The organism is Vibrio sp. Y42_MX_L11 (assembly GCF_024181785.1).
In the GTDB taxonomy this organism is placed as follows: domain Bacteria; phylum Pseudomonadota; class Gammaproteobacteria; order Enterobacterales; family Vibrionaceae; genus Vibrio; species Vibrio diabolicus.
This window is the reverse complement of sequence record NZ_JAMZAP010000006.1, coordinates 135,378-155,803: the sequence shown is the minus strand read 5'-3', so window position 1 is coordinate 155,803 and position 20,426 is coordinate 135,378. Positions and strand designations below refer to the sequence as shown.

Here is a 20,426-nt window from a genome sequence, read left to right as displayed (position 1 = left end):
CGGTAGTACCAAGTAATTCAATACTTAATGGCCATTAGACGGCGAAAAAAGTCGTCTAATGCGCTATATTGGTATACTATAATTCGACAGAATAAAACCAAACCTTAGGAGCATGACACAATGGGTCTGTTTGACAAACTTAAGAAGCTTGTATCTGATGACAGTGCTGACGCTGGTGCTATCGAAATCATCGCGCCACTTTCTGGTGAGATTGTAAACATCGAAGACGTGCCAGATGTTGTTTTCGCTGAGAAAATCGTTGGTGACGGTATTGCTATCAAGCCAGCAGGCAACAAAATGGTAGCTCCTGTAAACGGTACTATCGGTAAGATCTTCGAAACTAACCACGCGTTCTCTATCGAGTCTGACGACGGTGTTGAGCTTTTCGTTCACTTCGGTATCGACACAGTTGAACTAAAAGGTGAAGGCTTCACGCGTATCGCTGAAGAAGGTCAAACTGTTAAAGCTGGCGACACTGTAATTGAATTCGATCTAGCTCTTCTAGAAGAGAAAGCGAAGTCAACGCTAACTCCAGTTGTTATCTCTAACATGGACGAAATCAAAGAGCTGAACAAGCTTTCTGGTTCTGTGACTGTTGGTGAAACTCCAGTTCTACGTGTAACTAAGTAATTTTTACTTAGCCGAACACGAAAAAACGCTGCCATTGGCAGCGTTTTTTATTACCTGAAGTTTATGCTTTCTTACCAGATTCAACTGAGTAGACCAAGTGCCGAACTCGGCCTTTGTTTTGCCTGAGCCAATAACGCAGTTGTCGCATCTTGGAGCACTTGAGAACGCACCATTTCCGTAGATTCTCTTGCGAAGTCTGTATCTCTTATTCGACTCTTGGATTCCGTAACACTCCGATTCACGGTATTTAAGTTATCCACCGAACCATTTACACGATTCTGAAAGCTGCCAATTTCACTTCGGTGCGAATCAACGTACTTAATTGCTGCATCAATCACCCCAATTGAAAGCTGCGCCTTACCAGCCGTCGACATATCGATGTCATCCATTGTGACTAATTGACCAGTGCTTATATCAAGCTCATCCGCTAAACTGCCTTCTAACTCCACTCCTTCTGGCGTATTCATCGTAGAGGCAAAGAATTGCAGTTCATTGTTTTCCGTTACTGAGGCACTCACTACCGATTGTTGAGCATTGATGTAAGTGGCGACCTGTTCTATGCGATCACCCAATTTGAGCCCAATGGATTCCGTTTGGGTTTGCCCTTTACTGTCTTGGTATTCGACTTTTAGAGTTTGGTTATCTTTAGTGACTCGCCAATCTTTATCAACCGCATCACCAACATAATGCTGCCCTCCCATCTCTGGGATATGGCTACGCATATTACGTAACGTCAAAGAGATTGAATTAGCGTTCGCTCCAATATGGAAACTTTGTGAACCGTAAGATCCATCAAACAGTTTTTTATCCGCAAATGTTGTCGTGATCGCGACACGATCAAGCTCATCCTGCAGCGCTACGACCTCGTATTGGATGCTTTGTCGGTCACTGGTATCGTTACTACCATTTGCCGCTTGAAGCCCTAGAGAGCGTAACCGTTGCAAAATATCACTGCTCTCATGTAACGCGCCTTCCGCGGTTTGCGCGACCGAATAAGCATCGTGCGCATTTCTTAAGGCGACATCAAGCCCTCTCGTTTGCACATGGAGAGTATTGGATATCTGTAAACCTGCCGCATCATCACTCGCCGAGTTAATTCGAAAACCAGAAGTCAGGTTGCGTTGTGATTCGACGTTTTGCGCTGCGGCTTGACTCAAGTGTCTCTGCGCCACCATCGCGGCAACATTGGTATTTAAAGAGACCATCTAATCGATATGAGTGCCTTGTCGAACATCCTGTTGGGACGCATCTAAACGTTATAGCCGATAAGCAAAAAAGCCAGGGATGAGCCTGGCTTTTGTATCTTGTCTTATTGAGGTGATTAACCTAACAGACTTAGCGCTGAGTTTGGCGCTTGTTTCGCTTGCGCAAGGATTGAGCTTGACGCTTGCGATAGAATTTGTGACTTGGTCATTTGAGTCGTTTCTTTCGCGAAGTCAGTATCTTTGATACGGCTCTTCGACGCATTCACGTTCTCGTTGATGTTGTCCAAGTTGCTGATTGCATGGTTGAAACGGTTCTGGAATGCACCCAGCTCTGCGCGGTGGCTGTCTACGTATTTCAGTGCCGCATCGATGATAGCGACAGATTCTTGTGCGCCACCAACTGAGGTTACGTCGATTGTATCTACCGTTACTTTTTTACCTTCGCCTAAACCCAGCTCGCCAGATAGGCCGCCTGAAAACTCGACTTCGCCTTCGACTTTGTTGTTGCCAGCAAAGATTTGCAGTTTACCGTCTTGGTCTACTGAGGCTTTCACTAGGTCAGTTTGACCGTTAATGTAAGTCGCAAGCTCTTCGATATCGTCACCTGCTTTTGCACTGATGTTGATTTCTTGCTCTTGACCGTAGCTGTCCGTTAGGTTGATTTTTAGGTCGTTCTTACCTTCAGCAACGTTCCAGTCTTTACCTTTACCACTTTCAGCTTGGTAGCTCACACCGCCCATCATTTTGTTGTCTGAACGCATGTCTTTTAGCTCAAGCATCACGGCTTCACCGTTATCCGCACCGATTTGGAACGATTTCGCGCCGTGTGTGCCGTTTAGTAGCTTGTTACCACCGAAAGAAGTGGTTTCTGCGATACGGTTTAGTTCGTCATTTAGCGCGGTCACTTCTTCTTGAATCGCCACACGCTCTGATTTCGAGTTTGAGCCGTTTGCTGATTGTAGAGACAAGTCACGCATACGTTGAAGAATGTTAGTGGTCTCGTTCATTGCACCTTCAGCGGTTTGTGCAATTGAGATACCGTCGTTCGCGTTGCGAACCGCCACATCCAAACCACGGCTTTGTACGTTCAAACGGTTCGAGATTTGTAGACCCGCAGCGTCATCTTTTGCGCTGTTGATTTTGAAACCCGAAGACAAACGCTCCATAGAAGTTTGTTGAGCTGAGTTTGCGTTGTTTAGGTAACGCTGAGCGGTCATCGCTGATACGTTAGTGTTTACATTCACTGCCATGGTGATTTCTCCAATTGATTTTCCGGTATAGCGGTTTCCGACGTCTCGGAAAACCAAGTAGTTCTCTCAAAGTTACCCCTATTAACGACACCAAATTCAGAAGCTTTAGAAAAAAATTTAAAAAAATAACATTGCGAGATTTAGCTAATAAAATTGAAGAAAAGTAAGAAAAAGTGCTCAAGTTTCCACAAATCGAGCCGAGAGGGCCAAATTGTATAGAAAACCAGCAAAAGGAAACAATTAAAGGTAAGTTCGCAGACGATAGACGTGAGAATTAGAAAAGAAAAAGCCCCTTTTCCTTTGAGAGAACTGGGGCTAGGTTGGTCGCCAGAGCCTATGTGGAGATCAAGAGAAATGAACACATTTCCGGCATACCGAGTGCAACTTTACATTGAAAATGATTGGCAGGTGAGAGATGAGAGAGCCGCTCATTCTATTATAAAGTTGCTTGCCAAAAGCCTGCATTTCCATCCACGTCTGAATGTATTGAGTACAGGCTAAGTAAACTACTGCAATAGTGACATTGCAGAGTTTGGCAACTGTTTCGCTTGAGCAAGAATTGATGTACCTGCTTGTTGCAAAATTTGTGCTTTGGTCATTTGCGTGGTTTCTTTCGCAAAGTCCGTGTCTTTAATTCGGCTGTTTGACGCGTCAACGTTTTCTTGGATGTTTGCCAAGTTGTTGATGCTGTGACTCAGACGGTTTTGCTTCGCACCCAAGTCCGCACGTTGTGAATCCACGTATTTCAGTGCCGAATCCAGCACAGAGATAGCGTTTTGAGAACCTTGTACGGTTGTCATATCAATATCTTGTACTGATGTTCTAAGAGGTTCATCGCTCAAACCAAGCTCAGACGCCAATCCACCCGAAATTGAAATTTCACCCTGAACGTTTGGATGTGCAACAAAAACTTGTAACTTGCCATCTTCACTTACAGACGCGTTGATCATATCAGACTGACCATTAATGTACGTTGCAAGCTCTTCGATGTCGTCACCTGCTTTTGCATTAATGTTGATTTCTAGATCATCGACATTGCCGTCTTCGTCTTCACCCATACCTGGCAAAGTGATTTTTAGATCCGATTTAGCTGGGTCAACGCCCCAATCTTTATCTTTACCGTTTTCCGATAAGAAGGTCACACCGCCCATGCGAGTATCGTCCGCACGAATGCTGGTTAGCCCCATAATCATTGCTTCACCTGAGCTCGCACCAATCTGGAATGCCGCTTCACCGAATGAGCCGTTCAATAGACGACGGCCACCGAATGACGTGGTTTCTGCGATACGGTTTAGCTCGTCAATCAATGCCATTGACTCTTCGTTGATCGCCTGACGCTCAGCCGGAGAGTTAGTACCGTTCGATGATTGAATAGCAAGGTCACGCATACGTTGCATGACAGATGTTGCCTCATTCATCGCACCTTCAGCGGTTTGTGCAATCGAGATACCATCGTTCGCGTTACGCATTGCGACATCTAGACCACGAGACTGTGCAGTTAAGCGGTTAGAGATCTGTAGACCTGCCGCATCATCTTTTGCACTGTTAATCTTATGTCCTGAAGATAAGCGCTCCATCGACGTATTTAATTCGTCAGTCGCTTTGTTTAGGTAACGCTGCGCGGTCATCGCGGAGACGTTAGTACTAACTGTTACAGCCATTTTGCTCTCCTTTTGAGTTCGCAAGCTTTTGCGAAGCGGCCAGCTTTACTCTCATTTGGATAAGCACTGACCGTAAAAATTACTTGCTAAATCTGCCTTAAACGCAGGGTTTAGAATCTCTAAATCTGTTCTGATATTTTCAATACAATTTGTGTGCCAACTTATAAAATTTATTTCACCGCTTTTAAAAGAAGCACATAAACAATAAGTTAGCGTTATCACTAAACCATTTCCGGATAATGAGGCTCATCTTGCTTCATAGATATTGACCGCTACTTTGTTGCCGCCCGACTTGCCTCTCGCGTCATTGCCGCTTTGGATAAAATCGTGCCGCATAGCATGACTCTTAATTTACGTCGATTTATCGCACTTAAGGCTTTGCACATAAGGCATCAAAAATCAGACAGTGTGTCTTAAGTCAGACTAAATATAGTTAAACAGAGTTAGATCTTTGGTCTTACCGAATGCTTGTTGCGATGCCTGTAACGCTCGCGAGTTTTCACTGAACTCGATAACGGCTTTAGAGTAATCCAAATCCTCAAAGTTGCTCTTCGCTTTCGCCAGAGACAAATTAAAGTCTTCGTGGTTTTGCTCTTGGATATCGAGCGTGCTCAATCGAGCGCCAGCATCAGTACGCGCTTTATTCAAATGGATAAAAGCAGCGTGAAATTCTTCTGTCATTTGGTGCAATTTGGCGGTCGCCGACGTATCCGACACCGATTTATCTGACCACGCCATTGCATCCTTGAAGGTATCGAAAATGCTGAACTCTGCCCGCTTTTCGATCTCGATGCTATCGCCAGGCGTAATTTGACCTTTTACGTGCACTTTCAGGCCTTTGTACTCAATGCCTTTTTCTGGAGAAAACTCATCGGCATCCACGACTTTACCGTTACGCTCTAGTTGGTAACCAAATTTGCCGTTGTTCATATCGACAAATGTCACGCGATACGCCGCATCATCCTTCGTATCAACGTTAGTGGCTCTGTTTAATAGCAACTCAGAACCGTTTTGTAGATCGTAATTCGGCTGATAATCGCCAAATGGGTTTGGTATCTCCATAAACAGCTTGCTGCCAGGATCGTTCATTGGCATCTCAAGCATGCTGGAGACTTTCATTTTGCGCTGGTAATCGTCTCCAGCGTACTGAACACTACCGTCTTTATCGCGATAGAATGGTTGGCTTTTTGGCTTAGTGCCAGCAAACACGTAGTTACCAGATTCATCTTGCGAGTTCACTAAGTTAAGGAAGTTGTTCGCAATCTCTTCTAGCTCACGCTTCTTTGCTTGTCGGTCTTCCGCAGAAAACGCACCGTTAATCATCTCCATCGTTAAGCGCTTCGACTCGTCGGCAAAGTTCTCTGCATTGGCAATATTAACTTCGTGGTTTTCTAGACGATTACGCACCAACACTATCGAGCTAAGATATTGTTGTAGCTGTTCTTGTTGCTGACTAATATTTTGAATGTAATGCGACGCAAGGGGATCGTCGCTAGGTTTCAGTAACTTTTTCCCTGAAGCAAGTTGCTCTTGGTTATGGTGAACCTTATTCTCTTGACGACGCAAATCATTTTGTACGGACTGATAGTTATGGAAACTAGAAATTCGGGTTAGCACTTATCTCTTCTCCTTACCTCAGTTGTAAAATGGTATTGAAGGTGTCATTCGCCGCTTGCATCACACGTGATGAAGCCATGTACGCTTGTTGAAACTTCATCATGTTGGCCGCTTCTTCATCGAGGTTAACGCCAGAGATAGAAGCAACGCGCTCTTGTGCCGCCTCATGCTCTAAGCGAGCGACAGAAGCTAATCGGTTTGCTGTAGAAGATTTCAATCCGACTTCGGTATTGAGGTTGTGATAAACATCAATCAAAGTACTGGATTTTCCGTCCATCATCTTATCTGTTTGGATCTTCTGCATTTTTCTCAAGTTGCCATTACCACCTTCCGAAGGCACCAAGTTAGCGGTGAACTTGTCATTCATCAGCGCACCTTCGCTCAGCTCAAATACAGTCGCATCGCCGTTTTTATACAGCGGATGACTTTTCGGCACTGAGATTTCAATCATCGGGTTATCTTTGTCTAGCGGGTATGAGTATTTGTCCGATAGCAAATTGCCTTTGTTGTCCGTGATCTTTAACCATGGCTTATCATGTTTCTCGTCGGCTGGTTGTACGGTGACCTCAAACTCTTTGACATCCCCCGCCTCACGAATTTTGAACTTGGCGTTACCTTGAGCAAAAGTGGTTGAAGCTTCATAACTTTGCGCTGCAATGGCTTTTGCATCATTGGTTTCCATCTTTATGATGGCTGCGCCACTTCGTGTTGGGCGCAATAATACGCGCTCACCAGCGGCAAGACCTTCACCGATTTGCACTTTCATACCATCCAGAACAAACGAAGAATCTGATTGATCAATGTTCAACGACATTTGCTCACCTTTCGGTGTTGTCACGCTATACTGGTCGCCATCATAACGTAGCGAATATTCACCACCTTTGATCGCTGAAATATCATCAATGTAAACCGCAACATCTGCTTGAGAGTCAGGCGCAGCAAAAACTCGAGATTTTGCCACCAGCTCAGAGTTCACGTCGGTAAATACGTCTTTACCTATCTTACCGTTAAGATCCAGACCTTGAGATTGCAGCTGATTAATTTTGTAGGAAAAGCCCGTCGCTAAACGGCCCATTTCATCTTGCAGTTGTGGAATGTGTTTGTCGCGCATTTCAAGCAAGGCACCGATTTTGCCATCCATGTCGTCAGACTTGATCGCTTTAATGCCATCCCCTTCCACCATTGCTAAGCGTCTTTGGTGAACATCAGGATAGCCGTCAATCATTTTGAGCTGGCTTGCTTCCGTGCCAGAAACTAGCGTGTGCCCATTGCCGATGTGAACATTAAATCCTTCCGCATTTTTGCGTGGGGTTACGGTTACTTTGGTGTACTCAGATAGCTCAGTAACCAGCTTTTCATGCTGGTCCATCAAATCATTGTGTGGACCGGGTGTGCGCATCATTAACCGATGCACATCGCGGATTTCCAAGGCAAGTTGGTTCACGCGTTCAATGCCCATATCCAATTTTTTATTGGTGACGTCAGATTGCAACCGTACGGTTTCATGGAAGTCATTTAATGTATCAGAGAAGATTTTCGCCTTTTCCAATACCACTTTTCGTGCCCCCAAATCGTTCGGGGTATCTGCCATGGTTTTGACCGCATCGAACCACTCGTTCAAGTTCTCTGGGATTTTCTTCGATGCAACTGAGCTCAACATGCTAGAGAGCATATCAAGATTGTCTTGGGTATCCGTTTTGTTGGCATTGTTGGTTGACGACAAGTTCAGTTCATTCACGGCAAACTGATCCCACGAGCGGCGAACATTTTCCACATGCACACCCATGCCGTAGGTAGAACCACCAAACATGCGCGGATCATTCGTACCTTGGATAACAGACTGGCGGCTATAACCCTCTGTATTAACATTAGAAATGTTATGACCAGTGGTGTTTAATTGTCTCTGAGCAGTAAGCACACTTTGAGTACCTACATTCAGAAGATCTGACGCCATACATGCCCCCAAAAACGAAATAAAATCGGCAAAACCGATCACCTAGACACATCAAAGCAAAAGGTGTGCCAAATAAAAGAGAGGTGTGAATGTTCAGAAAAAGTAAAGGCTTGCACTGTGGCAAGCCTTCGAAAACAACATGAACTGGCGAAGAGTAAATTACATACTTTCGATTTTCTGCTTCACCTGCAGGACTTTGTCTGCGTAATTCGGATCGGTCGCGTAACCCGCGCTGTGGATGCCGCGAATAAATGACTCTGAATTCCCTCGCTGTTGCAATGCTGTCTCGTAACGTGGGTTGTCATTTAAAAAGCGCACAAAATCATTAAAGCTGTCTTCGTAATTTGAGTAGGCGCGAAACGCTGCCGTCTCTTTCACTGGCGTATTATCGTGGAACTCTAGCGTTTGAGTCGTCACTTTGTCACCCTGCCAGCTTCGATCTGCTTTGATGTTAAATAAGTTGTTGCTGCTGCCACGCGCGTTCTTCACGACCTTTTGTCCCCACCCGGTTTCCAAAGCCGCTTGCGCAAGTAGCAGAGATGGCTCGACACCTAGGGCTTTCGCGGCTTTCTCCGCGTATGGCTTCATCGAGTTAACAAAAGATTCTGGCGAATCGAATCGAGTTGGTTCATTGCTTGGTCGAGATAGCTGACCAGATTCAATCAAGCGCTGTTCAATCTCACGCGCTTTTTTCGGGTCAACACGACGATATTCCACGGCATTATTTGCCGCATCACGCATTGCAGTTTCACTCTTGTCGTTACCTTGCCCAGCCGTTAATTGCTTAACAATCATATCGGCCAAGCCCATTGAACCAGACGAACTGAGCTCGCTCGCCATCTGCTCATCCAGCATTTGTCGATAGAACTTCTCGTTCTGGCTGTTCATCATGTTGGACTCAAAGCCCTCATTGGCTTCTCGCATGGATTTCAACATCATGGAGGTGAAAATAGATTCGAACTGACGAGCCGCTGCACGCAGTGCTTCTTGCTCGCCATCTTTACCTTCCTTCACTGCTTTTTGACGCAGGGTATCCAGCGAACTGATGTCATGAATAAAACCAATGTCGTTAGGATTGTTCATTATACCTACCTCCTAACCATTAAATGATGATCAACTGGCCTTCAATGGCGCCAGCTTGTTTCAATGCTTGCAAGATAGCCATCAAATCCGACGGCGCTGCGCCGACTTGGTTAACAGCACGGACCAAATCATCCAACGTTAAGCCTGGCTCGAACTTAAACATCTTGCCCTGCTCTTCGCTGACTTCGATATCCGAGTCTGGCACGACAACGGTTTGCCCACCAGAAAAGCCGTTAGGTTGGCTAACATTCAGGTTTTCTTTGATTGCGACCGTCATTCCGCCATGAGTTACCGCAGCAGGTTTAAGGCGAACATGTTTACCAACTACGATGGTACCGGTACGAGAGTTAACGATGATTTTGGCTGCGCCATCTGCAGGGTCGAACTCTAGGTTTTCAATTGCCGATAAGAACGCCACACGCTGGCTGACATCACGAGGGGCACGTACACGTACCGACGTCGCGTCTACCGCGCTCGCCATTTGTGGGCCAAGGAAGTTGTTTACCGCATCCGCCATACGTTGAGCCGTTGTGAAGTCTGACTCAAGCAAGTTGAACGTGATGTAATCGCCACGACCAAATGGGTTTGGAATTTCTCGCTCTACTGTCGCACCACTAGAGATAAGACCAACGGTTGGATTGTTACCTACGATTTTTGAACCGTCAGCACCTTCAGCGCTGAAGCCGCTCACCACTAAGTTACCTTGAGCAACCGCGTAAACTTGACCATCGAGACCTTTGAGGAACGTTTGCAGTAGCGTACCACCACGCAAACTTTTGGCACTTCCGATGGAAGAAACTGTCACGTCTACTTGCTGACCTGGTTTAGAGAAAGGCGGCAACTCTGCCGTTACCATGACTGCAGCAACGTTTTTAATTTTTGGCTTTGTGCCCGGCGGCATCTGAATGCCGAAGTTTTGCAGCATAGCGGCGAAACTTTGCTCCGTAAACGGGTTCGCTTCGCCTGTGCCAGGTAAGCCTGAAACCAAACCATAACCCACGAGTTGGTTGCTTCGTACACCTGCCACTTGCGCGACGTCTTTGATACGTGCAGCTTGGGCAGCGGTAGAAAACAGAGCAACGCTCATCAGTATTAAAAGGAGTTTTTTCATGCTTACTTATCTCTTGCAGTCAAATTGCCGTCAGCACGGCGTGTTATAGCGCTACATTAAAGAATCGTGCCAAGAAACCCGGCTCTTGCATATCTTGTTGTACACCGGTGCCAGAGTACTGAATTCTTGCGTTAGAAACACGGTTTGATGCAATAGTATTATCGAAACTAATGTCATCCGGACGAATAGTGCCACTTAAACGTATGTACTCATCACCCGTATTAAGCGTCATCCATTTTTCTCCACGGATAACGAGGTTGCCATTTGCCAGAACTTCAATCACCTCAACAGTAATGTAACCACTGATGCTGTTACTCTGCTTAGCAGAAGAGTCACCCGCAAATGAGTTTGAGTTATTTAAGTCATAAGAGAAATTGTATTTGCCACCAATTTGCAGCTCTTCTCCGCCCACTTGAAGCGGGTCCATTTGCGCTTCATTGGTTTTCGATAAATCGGCATTGGCGCTTTTCGTGGCGCTGGTAGTCTCATCCAGTGTCACGGTAATAATGTCGCCAATACCACGTGGCTTGGAATCGTCGTAAAGATCGGTAATGTGCTCGGCGCTAAACAGTGAACCTGTTGCAGCAGCATAATGCTCAGGTTTCTTTTTCGGATGAATCGGAGCCCATGCAGGATCACCCGCAACCGGATCGCTTCTGCCACGCAGTGTATCCACGATACCGCTGCTCTCTTCTTTCGATTTATCGCCTTCTACTGCGTCGACCACAGTGGTTGCTTGCGTCACTTCATCCGTTTCAATCGGCTCTAACATGGCACAACCCGACATCGTGGCAATCAAAGCAAGTAGACAAATACGTTTCATCGTGAGCTCCTCAATTCTTGCTCTTAACCGTTATAACTGCTGGTTAACAAAGCTCATCATCTTATCGACTGACGAGATCACTTTTGAGTTCATTTCGTAAACGCGCTGGGCTTCGATCATGTTGACCAACTCTTCCGTTACATTCACGTTAGACGCTTCCAACATGGATTGACGGATTTCACCCAAACCGTCCAAACCAGGAACACCTTCTTGTGGATCGCCACTAGCACCCGTTGGTAAGTAAAGGTTCTGGCCAATTGGCTCTAGGCCACCTGGGTTAACAAAGTCTGTAATGGTTAGCTGACCAACGACTTGGTTGTCTTGCTGACCACGGACGCGAACCGATACTTCACCATCCGTACCGACAGTGATAGAAATCGCATCTTCTGGAATCACAATTTCAGGTTCTACAGGGTAGCCAGAACCCGACGTGACTAACGTGCCTTCACCATTTAACGTGAACTGACCGTTACGGGTGTAACCGATGTTGCCATCCGGCAACGTCACTTGGAAGAAGCCGTCGCCTTCAACCATCATGTCCAGTGCGTTGGTCGTTGTCTGCGCATTACCATGCGTGTGCACTTTTTGCGTCGCAACCACTTTAGAACCCGCACCTAGCATCAAGCCACTCGGAAGCTCAGTGTTCTGAGATGATTGGCCGCCAGGCTGGTTGATGTTCTGATAGAACAAATCTTCGAATACCGCACGGCTCTTTTTGTAGCCGACAGTAGAGGCATTCGCCAAGTTGTTCGAAATCGTGGCAATGTTGGTTTGTTGGGCGTCTAGACCTGTTTTACTTACCCATAGTGCTGGATGCATAGTGAACCTCTAACTCTGTTAACTCATACGAAGCAGTGAATCTGAAGATTTATCCATTTCTTCAGCTGTGCTCATCATCTTGACTTGCATTTCAAACTGACGTTGTAAGTCAATCAATGCGGTCATTTCACCTACGGCATTCACGTTACTGCCTTCAATCGCTCCTGTCTGGAGGCTAACAGTAGCGTCTGCTTCGTAAGGTTGGTTTGGAGTTTTATGGCGAAATAAGCCATTGGTGTCTTTAAATAAGCTTTGATCATTAGGCTTAACAAGCTTGATGCGATCAACCGCTTGGAATTCTTCCGCCGGGGCACCTTGAGGAAGCACAGAGATGGTGCCATCCCGACCGATTTCAATTTTGGAGAGAGGAATAGGCAAAGTAATCGGCGCATCGTTTTCACCCAGCACCAAATGGCCACTTGCGTTAGTAAGCATGCCATTTTGATCGACTTTTAGGTTACCGTTACGGGTCAACCCTTCTTTACCCGTGTGATCGAGTACCGATATCCAGCCGCTGCCTTCAATCGTCACATCCAGATCACGCCCTGTTGTAATCACGCTACCTTGAGCAAAGTTATGCCCTGGACGCTCTGTCATGCTGAAAACACGTGAAGGATGGCCTTCACCATAAGCCTGCATTGAGCGAGCCTGCGCTAAATCCGCACGAAACCCTGTCGTGCTTACGTTAGCCAAGTTATTAGCACGCAATTGTAGTGCCTGCATATTTTGCTTGGCCCCACTCATTGCGAGAAACAGTGCGCGATCCATAAATTACTCCAAAAACTTCTCTGTACACGGAGTAAAAGCAATAGTTATGCCAACATAAAATGAGCTTATTTATCAAATATTTAAATAAGAAACAAAAAATTAAGAGGGGTTTCAGTGGCAGAAAACTGCAACAAGGGGCAAGGTTTTGATCCACATGGCGGCAACGGCGGCAAATCAGAGATCAAAGCATGCTTAACCTGAACTGAGGTATTTTCAGGCTAAGCATCAGATGAATGTCATGATGTTATCAAGCCAAGCGGCGAAAGCTCGCCTAACTTGATGATGCAGATTATCGGATCTGCAGGATATTTTGTTGTAGCTGGTTGTGCACTTCTAGCGAACGTGAGTTTGCTTGGAAGTTACGCTGAGCAGAAATCAGGTCCACCAGCTCCTGCGTCATATCAATGTTTGACTGTTCCAGCATACCGTTGTTGATGGTGCCAAAAGAGCCTTTGTTAGATTCACCCCAAATCTTGTCACCAGAGAACTGAGTTGAATCCCATTGCGTACCGCCCTTCTTATCTAGACCTTGCTCGTTTGGAACACGTACTAGCGCGACACGACCCAATGTGACGTTTTCACCGTTTGAGTAAGTCCCCATTACGCTGCCGTTTTCATCGAAGTCAACTTTGGTTAGGAAACCCGTTGTTGCACCGTCTTCATCGAACTTAGTCAGTTCGAACGGAGCAGCAAACTGTGTTGCCGAGCCTAAACCGAAGTTAAGCGTCTGCGCAGGATCGGCACCATTCATATCGACTGGTGTCGTGTTCGTCGCCGGATCGCCTAATGCCACAGACGTAATTGGCTGACCATTGTTCAAGCTCGCCAACGTACCATCGTTGTTGAACTTCATGGTATGACCCACATGGCCTGTTGGCGTTTGTGCATCACCTGCCGCAACATTTAAAGGCTTTTCGCCTTCTTTATCTGTCACGGTGTAGTAAGTGTTCCAAGTGTTTGGCTGAGTCTGATCTTTCAAGTAGTACGTCGTTAGCTTGTAAGACTGACCCATCGAGTCATAAATAGTCGAAGAAGTTGAACGGTTGTATGTATCTGGGTCTGAAAAATCAAACTGAGTCGGATCTTTCAAATCGCCGTTTGCTGGCAAGTTCACGCCCACTTCAATGTTTGCTGTTTGCTTTGGCTTACCAAATTCAGCAGGAATATTGATAGGTTGTGGCTCGTATGAAGAAACCTCACCAGAGCTTGGATCCACTTGGTAACCTAATAAGAACTCATCGTTCGCGGTCACCATGTAGTTTTCTTTATTTAAATGGAATGCACCATTACGTGTCAGTTCATTCTGTTGTGGAGTCAAACGCTCCTTCGCCACGGCGAAGAAACCTGTACCCGAAACACGCAGATCCATTGGGTTGTTGGTGTAAATGCTTGAGCCTTCATGGAACTGCTGCGCCACTTGGCTTGCTTGCGCACCACCACCCGGCGTGGTTTTTGCGTTAGTAAATAAAGAGTTAGAGTAAACATCAGCAAACTCAGCACGGGACTCTTTAAAGCCGTACGTGTTGGCGTTCGCAATGTTGTTACTGGTGGTGTTCAAATCCAGTTGGGCGGCGGACAAACCGCTTAAAGATACATATGACATTCCAAAATCTCCTAATCTAGCGAGCTATGACTACGCTTTGCCAACTTCCAATACTTCTGCAAGTCGAACTGGCGATTCAAAACCAGCCAGATTGAGTAATACGTTTCCGTCACCTTTGCCGAGCAATACGCTATTTACGTTGGCATATGTCGATACTGGGAACTCTTGCGACTCCCCTTCAACCAAGCCAGACGCTTTCACTTTGTATTTGCCAGCAGGTAGTGGATTTCCGCTTTCATCTTTACCGTCCCAAAGCACACGCGTGTCGCCGGCTGGTTTCGCCCCTACCTCAAAAGTACGAACCAGTTGGCCAGCTTCATCCTCTACACGAACAAACAGATTATCGATAGATTGTGAAAGCTTAACCATTGCCGCCATTGGCGCGTCGTCCTGCTTCACACCTGCCGCTCCTGGGACCAATACGTCACGTCCTACCAAAGAGGAAGCTTGTAACGCTTGGTTTGATGTCATTGACGAGTTCAAACTCTCAAACTGAGTGTTCATCTTGCCAATGCCATCAACGGTCGCAAATGAAGCCATTTGCGCAATCATCTGGTCATTACTTACCGGCTTAAAAGGGTCCTGTTGAGACAATTGCTTCGTGAGCAATGATAAGAAGTCTTCCTGTTTTAGGTCCTGCTTACCCGTGCTCTCTTCCGTCTTCTTGTTACTCTCTTGTAGACTTTTAAGCTGGTCGATATAGGACAAGCCGCTTTGACCAACGTTGTTAATTCCGGCCATACGCTACCTCCTTATCCTTATTGACCCATCTGCAGCGTACGCAGCAGCATTTGTTTACTAGAATCCGCTACTTGCACATTGGTTTGGTATGCGCGAGAAGCTGAAATCATGTTCGCCATTTCTTCCATTACATTCACGTTCGGCTTGTAGATGTAGCCTTCTTCGTTTGCAAGGGGATGGTCTGGGTTGTACTCCGCACTCAGCGGTTTATCGCTTTCTACAATACCCATCACTTTCACTGGCACCGTATCACCGCCACGCATGGCGTTACTTAACTCAGCACCAAACACAGCATGGCGCGCTTTATAAGTGTCTTTCGCAGAGCTGCTGACACTGTCGGCGTTCGCCAAGTTGCTTGAGGTAGTGTTCAGACGAACGGATTCAGCGCTCATTGCGGAACCTGTCACATTGAAAACGTTAAATAAGCTCATCTAAATTATTCCCCTTTGATTGCTTTGGTTAAGTTCTTGAATTTGCTGCCTAGAAAGTCGAGTGATGCTTGGTGTCTGATTTGGTTTTGCATAAACAAGTTACGCTCTAAATCCAAATCTACCGTGTTGCCATCACCCGTATCAGGCTGCGTAGGAAGACGATATAGCTTGTCCCCGACCAACGTTGTAGTGGCAGGAATATGCCGACCATCCGTACGACTAAGACCAATGCTTGCCCCAGATGTTGCCGCTTGCAATTCCTTCGCAAAGTCTAAACCTCTTGCTTTGTAACCAGGCGTGTTGGCTTGTGCAATGTTGGTGGAAATCACCTCAGCATTGCGCTCACGTACGCCCACCGTGTGCTGGTGGATGCCTAGTGCATTGTCAAAAGATATAGCCATGTTTGCCTCTACAATTAAGAACTGACCGTGATTGATAACCAAAAAGCAACTATCATGCCAAAAATATAAATCGCTCTATCTACTTAATAGCTATCACCCATTGGAATAGCAATAAGTGAGCCAAAGTGACTGGAATGTCATGTCGTTTCACTTTGTTCACTTAATAAAGATACACCGTGATGAGGGAACAAAGCAAAATCGCGCTTCAATTTAGCAAGTGAAAACGTGGAAACACTCGAAGGCAGGAAACCAGCAAACAAAAAAAGCCTGACACGAGGTCAGGCTTTTTATCAATGAAGAGATACCGCTATTTAAGCTTGTAAATGATACCCGGATTACAGCGCACCATTTCAAATTTATCAGTCAGACCAGTTAGCGACTCTGATGCCCCTAACAGCAGATAACCACCTGGGTTTAAGCTGCTCGCCATTTGGTTAAGCACTTTTGATTTCATTTCCGGTGAGAAGTAAATCAGCACGTTGCGACAAAAAATAATGTCGAACTTACCCATCAGTGCATAACTGTCCATCAAGTTTTGTGGACGAAAGTTCACCAAACGTTTGACGTTGTCTTTGACTTTCATACGGCCACCGTCCGCATTCTCAAAGAAGGTGCGGCGACGTTCTGGTGAAAGTCCGCGCCCTAGAGCCAAATTGTCATACACACCTGCACGACACATCTCGAGCATACTTGCTGAAATGTCTGTTGCTGTAATAGACACGTTTGGTAACAAACCCGGCTTGCGCTGTTGCGTTTCCAGAATCGTCATTGCAATAGAATACGGCTCTTGGCCCGATGAACTGGCTGCAGACCAGATCTTGATTGGGCGCTTGCTTGCCGCTACTTCTGGCAATAATTTGTCAGCTAAAACTGTGAACGGATAAGTATCTCGAAACCACAAGGTTTCGTTAGTCGTCATCGCGTCCACAGCGGCCACTCGTAATTCACGATTACGCCCTGTAACAACATCACGTAGCAAATCTGATAACGATGCTAGCTTAAACTTCGTCACTAAAGGACTCAGTCGGCTACGCACAAGGTATTGCTTGCTATCACCTAACACGATGCCACATTGCGATTCTAGAAAACGGCTAAAGTCACGATACTCTTGATCACTGATTGTAATAGCAGTCATTAATGTCTCTTTTATTGTGTTAATGCAGATTTAACCGCGTTACCCAATTCATCTGGGTTAAATTTCGCAATGAAGGTATTGGCACCTACACGCTCAACCATAGCCTGGTTGAATACACCACTTAATGAAGAATGGAGGATAACATAAAGGTCTTTCAAATCGGCATGTCTGCGAATTTCAGCCGTTAAGGTATAGCCGTCCATTTCTGGCATTTCAATATCGGAAATAACCAACGAAATTTGATCGTAGATATTGCCTTCTTGAGCCATTTCAATCAACTTATTGTACGCTTCTTTGCCATCTTTGACAGATACGACCTCGAAACCGATTGATGTAATCGCACGCTCTACCTGTTTACGCGCGACAGTCGAGTCATCGGCAATCAATATACGGCGTACAATAGGCTTTTCTTGTTCTGCTTGCGCGATTTCTTCACCGATAGCGGAATCCATCGTTTCATCAACCGGCGCAATCTCCGCCAGGATTTTTTCAACGTCAAGGATTTCAACCAGCTCGTTGTCGATGTTCGTCACTGCGGTCAAGTAGTGCGCTTTACCCGCACCGTCTGGCGGCGGCAAAATCGCTTCCCAATGCATATTGATAATACGCTCAACCGATGATACCAAAAATGCTTGGATCGTACGGTTAAATTCTGCGATAACAACAAAACATTTATCCAGATCAGTGGTTGGGCGGCCACCAATTGCCAGGCTCAAATCAATAACGGACACGGTATGGCCGCGGATATGAGCGATACCTTTTACCAGCGGGTGTAGATTTGGCATTGAAGTCAGCTTAGGGCACTGCAGTACTTCTTTCACTTTGAATACGTTAATGCCGTAGCGCTGTCGGCCCATCAGTCGAAAGGTCAATAATTCCAATCGGTTCTGACCGACGAGTTGCGTACGCTGATTCACCGAGTCAAGAATCCCCGTCATATGCTCATCTCCATCTCAAACTTTTTGTTTTTAAATGATACTCTACCACTGGCAAGCACGATACCAGGGAGACAGTATGGCGTATTTCACTTTCACTTCGACACCATTGACTATGACAATATGTAGAGCGCTAATTACAAAGTACGCTAAGTCTATCGGCATTTTGCTCAGTATGTTTAGCTTTTTTGTTCATTCAGCTTCAGATAATCAGATCGAGCAAATAAAAACGGCAGCAGAACAACATATTCTTGCTACAGTTGATCAGCCTGATGGTGGCGAGCTATCTGTTAATGCGGCAGATATCGACTCGAGAATAAAAGCAACGGATTGCCCAGTGCCCCTAGATACGTCAGCTTCTTCCACCAGCAGTACTCGAAGCAACATCAATGTTCTAGTGGAATGCCCACCGGATGACTGGAAAGTCTATGTGCCTGTACGGATCTCTGTATCGGTGCCAATGATCGTCGCAACACGAACGCTAGGGAGAGGAGAAATCGTCAGCGCATCGGATGTCACCACTTCTATGATCGAGCTGCAGCGCTTTCGCAAAGATGGCTTTTCTAACTACGATCAAGTGGTTGGCGCAAAGCTAAAACGCAACGTTCGCTTAGGTGATGTTGTTGAGCGTAATGATGTCTGTGTCGTTTGCCGGAATGAAAAGGTCACAATTAAAGCGGTGAATTCTGGCATGACAATCACCACACAAGGCACAGCATTGCAAGATGGTGCTGCTGGCGATCAAGTAAGAGTGAAAAATGATAAGTCACAGCGTATAATAGAAGGCATAGTGACTGGCATTGCGGAAATCACTGTTAATTTTTAACACCCACTGGTAGCGTGTTTAAACTGATCAATAAAAATGCAAAAAATGACTAAAGTTATTTTTGCACTGGTCGATAGTCTGGATACCAGTATTACGATACAAGGCAAAGGTTAAACATGGCAGGTATAGATAATATACGTTCAGGGCAAATGATGACGACGACAAGTCGTGCACCTGCGCGTAACGATTCCAATGCTACCAGCACGACTGAATCGAAAAAAGCACCCGCACAACAAGACGCTGTATCACTCAGCCAGCAAAGCAAAGCCGTTAGCAAACTCCAAAAAGATATGGCAGCTTCTCCGGCCTATGACAGCGCCAAAGTGGCGGCAATCAAAGAGGCAATCACAAACGGTTCATACAAAGTCGATCCTGAAAAATTGGCCGACAACATGATTAAGTTTGAAAACGAATTGCAAGGCAAAAGCTAACTGACTTAGGCCAAAGGTAAGTATTTTATGGCAGCATTAGTCGATCTCGTCAATTTCCAACTAGAAAATGCTAAGGCACTTTCTGCTGTTTTGCGTCAAGAAACACAAGCGATAACTGCGCGTGTCTCTACCGAGATTGAGAGTATTGCCAAACAGAAGATGACACTCATTGATCAGCTTAGAACAACTGATCAGCGAATCGCCTCTCACCCGCACGTCAATCAACTTACTGAAGATGAGCACCTAAGTCAGGTTGTTGCTCAAATCCAATCGATCGTCCTCGACTGTCAACAAGTCAACAAAGTAAATGGTGAATCGCTTAGTCGCGCACAGCTGAGTTTTAATAAACTCAATAACATGCTTCAGCGAACTCATGGCAAAGTGGGCATGACCTACAATGCCGGTGGCAAAACCCACACTATTTCGACACTTGGCACCAATATAAAAGCCTAAACGTCACTCCTACCCCACCATCTCTAGAATGTAGATATAAAAAAGCGACTCATTGTTGCCAATCAGCCGCGGGAAAGATTATCTGGTCTTCTGAAGTAATGCGCTTAGGGCATTAGAACAAGGTTTGTTGACGCTTCTCAGGCACCTGTTGAACTTCTCCGTAATCACGTAGCTTATCCATTTTACGAATATCAAGACGCAGCTCAGTCACATAACTGTCTTCAACAAGATAACTACGCACAACTTCTGCACCGCGAATCACACCATCAACCGCGCCTGTAGTGCTCTCAATACCTAAACGCTGGTCTTGCAGTTCTGCACGTCCACTAACACGCATACCATACACTTGTTCTGCCAGTTCACGGTATGCATCAATTTTTGATGCGCGCATTGCTCGTACGCGCTTTTCTTCTACTGTGCGGCCTGTTTGCTCACTGACACTCGCATAACCCACTGCCACTAAGATTTCATCTTGACGCATCTGTTGTAGTGGCTGACACCCCACTAATATCAGTGTGGCAATAATAAATAATAACTTCTTCATGCTTC

Annotated in this window: 21 protein-coding genes; 4 read left to right on the top strand and 17 right to left on the bottom strand. The window is 45.8% G+C overall.

Translation table 11 applies throughout. From position 1 onward, the window contains the following. Positions 1–120 precede the first annotated feature (120 nt). On the top strand, positions 121–630 hold the full coding sequence (gene crr, locus NL643_RS08705) for a PTS glucose transporter subunit IIA (RefSeq protein WP_005382041.1): 510 nt from the start codon (positions 121–123) through the stop codon (positions 628–630). Between the two features lie 80 nt (positions 631–710). Here the strand turns inward: crr and NL643_RS08700 are convergent, their stop codons facing one another. From NL643_RS08700 to NL643_RS08625, 16 genes are all read right to left on the bottom strand, one after another. Beyond that, a complete protein-coding gene (locus tag NL643_RS08700; protein WP_253644270.1) occupies positions 711–1,835 on the bottom strand; it encodes a flagellin in 1,125 nt (374 codons plus the stop codon). 116 nt (positions 1,836–1,951) lie between these two features. Further along, complete coding sequence (locus tag NL643_RS08695; protein ID WP_005393103.1) at positions 1,952–3,085, bottom strand: flagellin; 1,134 nt, start codon at positions 3,083–3,085, stop codon at positions 1,952–1,954. Positions 3,086–3,591: 506 nt separating this feature from the next. Continuing rightward, positions 3,592–4,746 (bottom strand): flagellin, encoded by a 1,155-nt coding sequence (locus tag NL643_RS08690; protein ID WP_006743025.1) that lies wholly within the window; start codon positions 4,744–4,746, stop codon positions 3,592–3,594. 423 nt (positions 4,747–5,169) lie between these two features. After that, a complete protein-coding gene (gene flgL, locus NL643_RS08685) occupies positions 5,170–6,363 on the bottom strand; it encodes a flagellar hook-associated protein FlgL (protein ID WP_005393113.1) in 1,194 nt (397 codons plus the stop codon). Positions 6,364–6,376: 13 nt separating this feature from the next. Then, positions 6,377–8,317: a flagellar hook-associated protein FlgK gene (gene flgK / locus NL643_RS08680; protein WP_012842055.1), complete on the bottom strand. Its 1,941-nt coding sequence runs from the start codon at positions 8,315–8,317 to the stop codon at positions 6,377–6,379. A 159-nt stretch (positions 8,318–8,476) separates the two neighbouring features. Beyond that, positions 8,477–9,403: a flagellar assembly peptidoglycan hydrolase FlgJ gene (gene flgJ / locus NL643_RS08675; RefSeq protein ID WP_046874278.1), complete on the bottom strand. Its 927-nt coding sequence runs from the start codon at positions 9,401–9,403 to the stop codon at positions 8,477–8,479. A 16-nt stretch (positions 9,404–9,419) separates the two neighbouring features. Beyond that, positions 9,420–10,511: a flagellar basal body P-ring protein FlgI gene (locus tag NL643_RS08670; protein ID WP_006743028.1), complete on the bottom strand. Its 1,092-nt coding sequence runs from the start codon at positions 10,509–10,511 to the stop codon at positions 9,420–9,422. A 43-nt stretch (positions 10,512–10,554) separates the two neighbouring features. Further along, a complete protein-coding gene (gene flgH, locus NL643_RS08665) occupies positions 10,555–11,334 on the bottom strand; it encodes a flagellar basal body L-ring protein FlgH (RefSeq protein ID WP_006743029.1) in 780 nt (259 codons plus the stop codon). A gap of 30 nt (positions 11,335–11,364) precedes the next feature. After that, entirely contained in the window at positions 11,365–12,153 is a 789-nt protein-coding gene (gene flgG / locus NL643_RS08660) for a flagellar basal-body rod protein FlgG (protein WP_005382032.1), read from the bottom strand. 18 nt (positions 12,154–12,171) lie between these two features. After that, positions 12,172–12,921, bottom strand: coding sequence for a flagellar basal-body rod protein FlgF (gene flgF / locus NL643_RS08655; RefSeq protein ID WP_005382031.1), 750 nt, complete (start codon positions 12,919–12,921; stop codon positions 12,172–12,174). Between the two features lie 289 nt (positions 12,922–13,210). Further along, positions 13,211–14,524 carry a flagellar hook protein FlgE gene (gene flgE, locus NL643_RS08650; protein ID WP_005393123.1) on the bottom strand — a complete coding sequence of 438 codons (1,314 nt, stop codon included), beginning with the start codon at positions 14,522–14,524 and terminating at the stop codon, positions 13,211–13,213. Positions 14,525–14,554: 30 nt separating this feature from the next. Next, a complete protein-coding gene (flgD, locus tag NL643_RS08645; protein ID WP_005393125.1) occupies positions 14,555–15,265 on the bottom strand; it encodes a flagellar hook assembly protein FlgD in 711 nt (236 codons plus the stop codon). 17 nt (positions 15,266–15,282) lie between these two features. Next, on the bottom strand, positions 15,283–15,696 hold the full coding sequence (gene flgC, locus NL643_RS08640; protein ID WP_005393132.1) for a flagellar basal body rod protein FlgC: 414 nt from the start codon (positions 15,694–15,696) through the stop codon (positions 15,283–15,285). Between the two features lie 5 nt (positions 15,697–15,701). Then, positions 15,702–16,097, bottom strand: coding sequence for a flagellar basal body rod protein FlgB (flgB, locus tag NL643_RS08635; RefSeq protein WP_005382026.1), 396 nt, complete (start codon positions 16,095–16,097; stop codon positions 15,702–15,704). 307 nt (positions 16,098–16,404) lie between these two features. Continuing rightward, positions 16,405–17,232, bottom strand: a complete 828-nt coding sequence (locus tag NL643_RS08630) for a protein-glutamate O-methyltransferase CheR (protein ID WP_005382024.1) — start codon at positions 17,230–17,232, stop codon at positions 16,405–16,407. A gap of 11 nt (positions 17,233–17,243) precedes the next feature. Further along, the gene (locus NL643_RS08625) at positions 17,244–18,170 is read right to left on the bottom strand and encodes a chemotaxis protein CheV (RefSeq protein ID WP_005382022.1); all 927 of its coding nucleotides are present in this window, start codon (positions 18,168–18,170) and stop codon (positions 17,244–17,246) included. 76 nt (positions 18,171–18,246) lie between these two features. Here NL643_RS08625 and flgA point away from each other — a divergent pair, with 76 nt between their 5' ends. The 3 genes from flgA to flgN all read left to right on the top strand — a co-directional run bounded on the left by flgA (position 18,247) and on the right by flgN (position 19,877). Then, positions 18,247–18,993 (top strand): flagellar basal body P-ring formation chaperone FlgA, encoded by a 747-nt coding sequence (gene flgA / locus NL643_RS08620; RefSeq protein ID WP_005393139.1) that lies wholly within the window; start codon positions 18,247–18,249, stop codon positions 18,991–18,993. Positions 18,994–19,109: 116 nt separating this feature from the next. Continuing rightward, entirely contained in the window at positions 19,110–19,424 is a 315-nt protein-coding gene (gene flgM, locus NL643_RS08615; protein WP_005382018.1) for a flagellar biosynthesis anti-sigma factor FlgM, read from the top strand. Positions 19,425–19,451: 27 nt separating this feature from the next. After that, positions 19,452–19,877 carry a flagella synthesis protein FlgN gene (gene flgN / locus NL643_RS08610; protein ID WP_046874280.1) on the top strand — a complete coding sequence of 142 codons (426 nt, stop codon included), beginning with the start codon at positions 19,452–19,454 and terminating at the stop codon, positions 19,875–19,877. A 112-nt stretch (positions 19,878–19,989) separates the two neighbouring features. Here flgN and flgP read toward each other — a convergent pair whose 3' ends face one another. Then, on the bottom strand, positions 19,990–20,421 hold the full coding sequence (flgP, locus tag NL643_RS08605) for a flagellar assembly lipoprotein FlgP (RefSeq protein WP_005393144.1): 432 nt from the start codon (positions 20,419–20,421) through the stop codon (positions 19,990–19,992). Between the last annotated feature and the right edge of the window lie 5 nt (positions 20,422–20,426).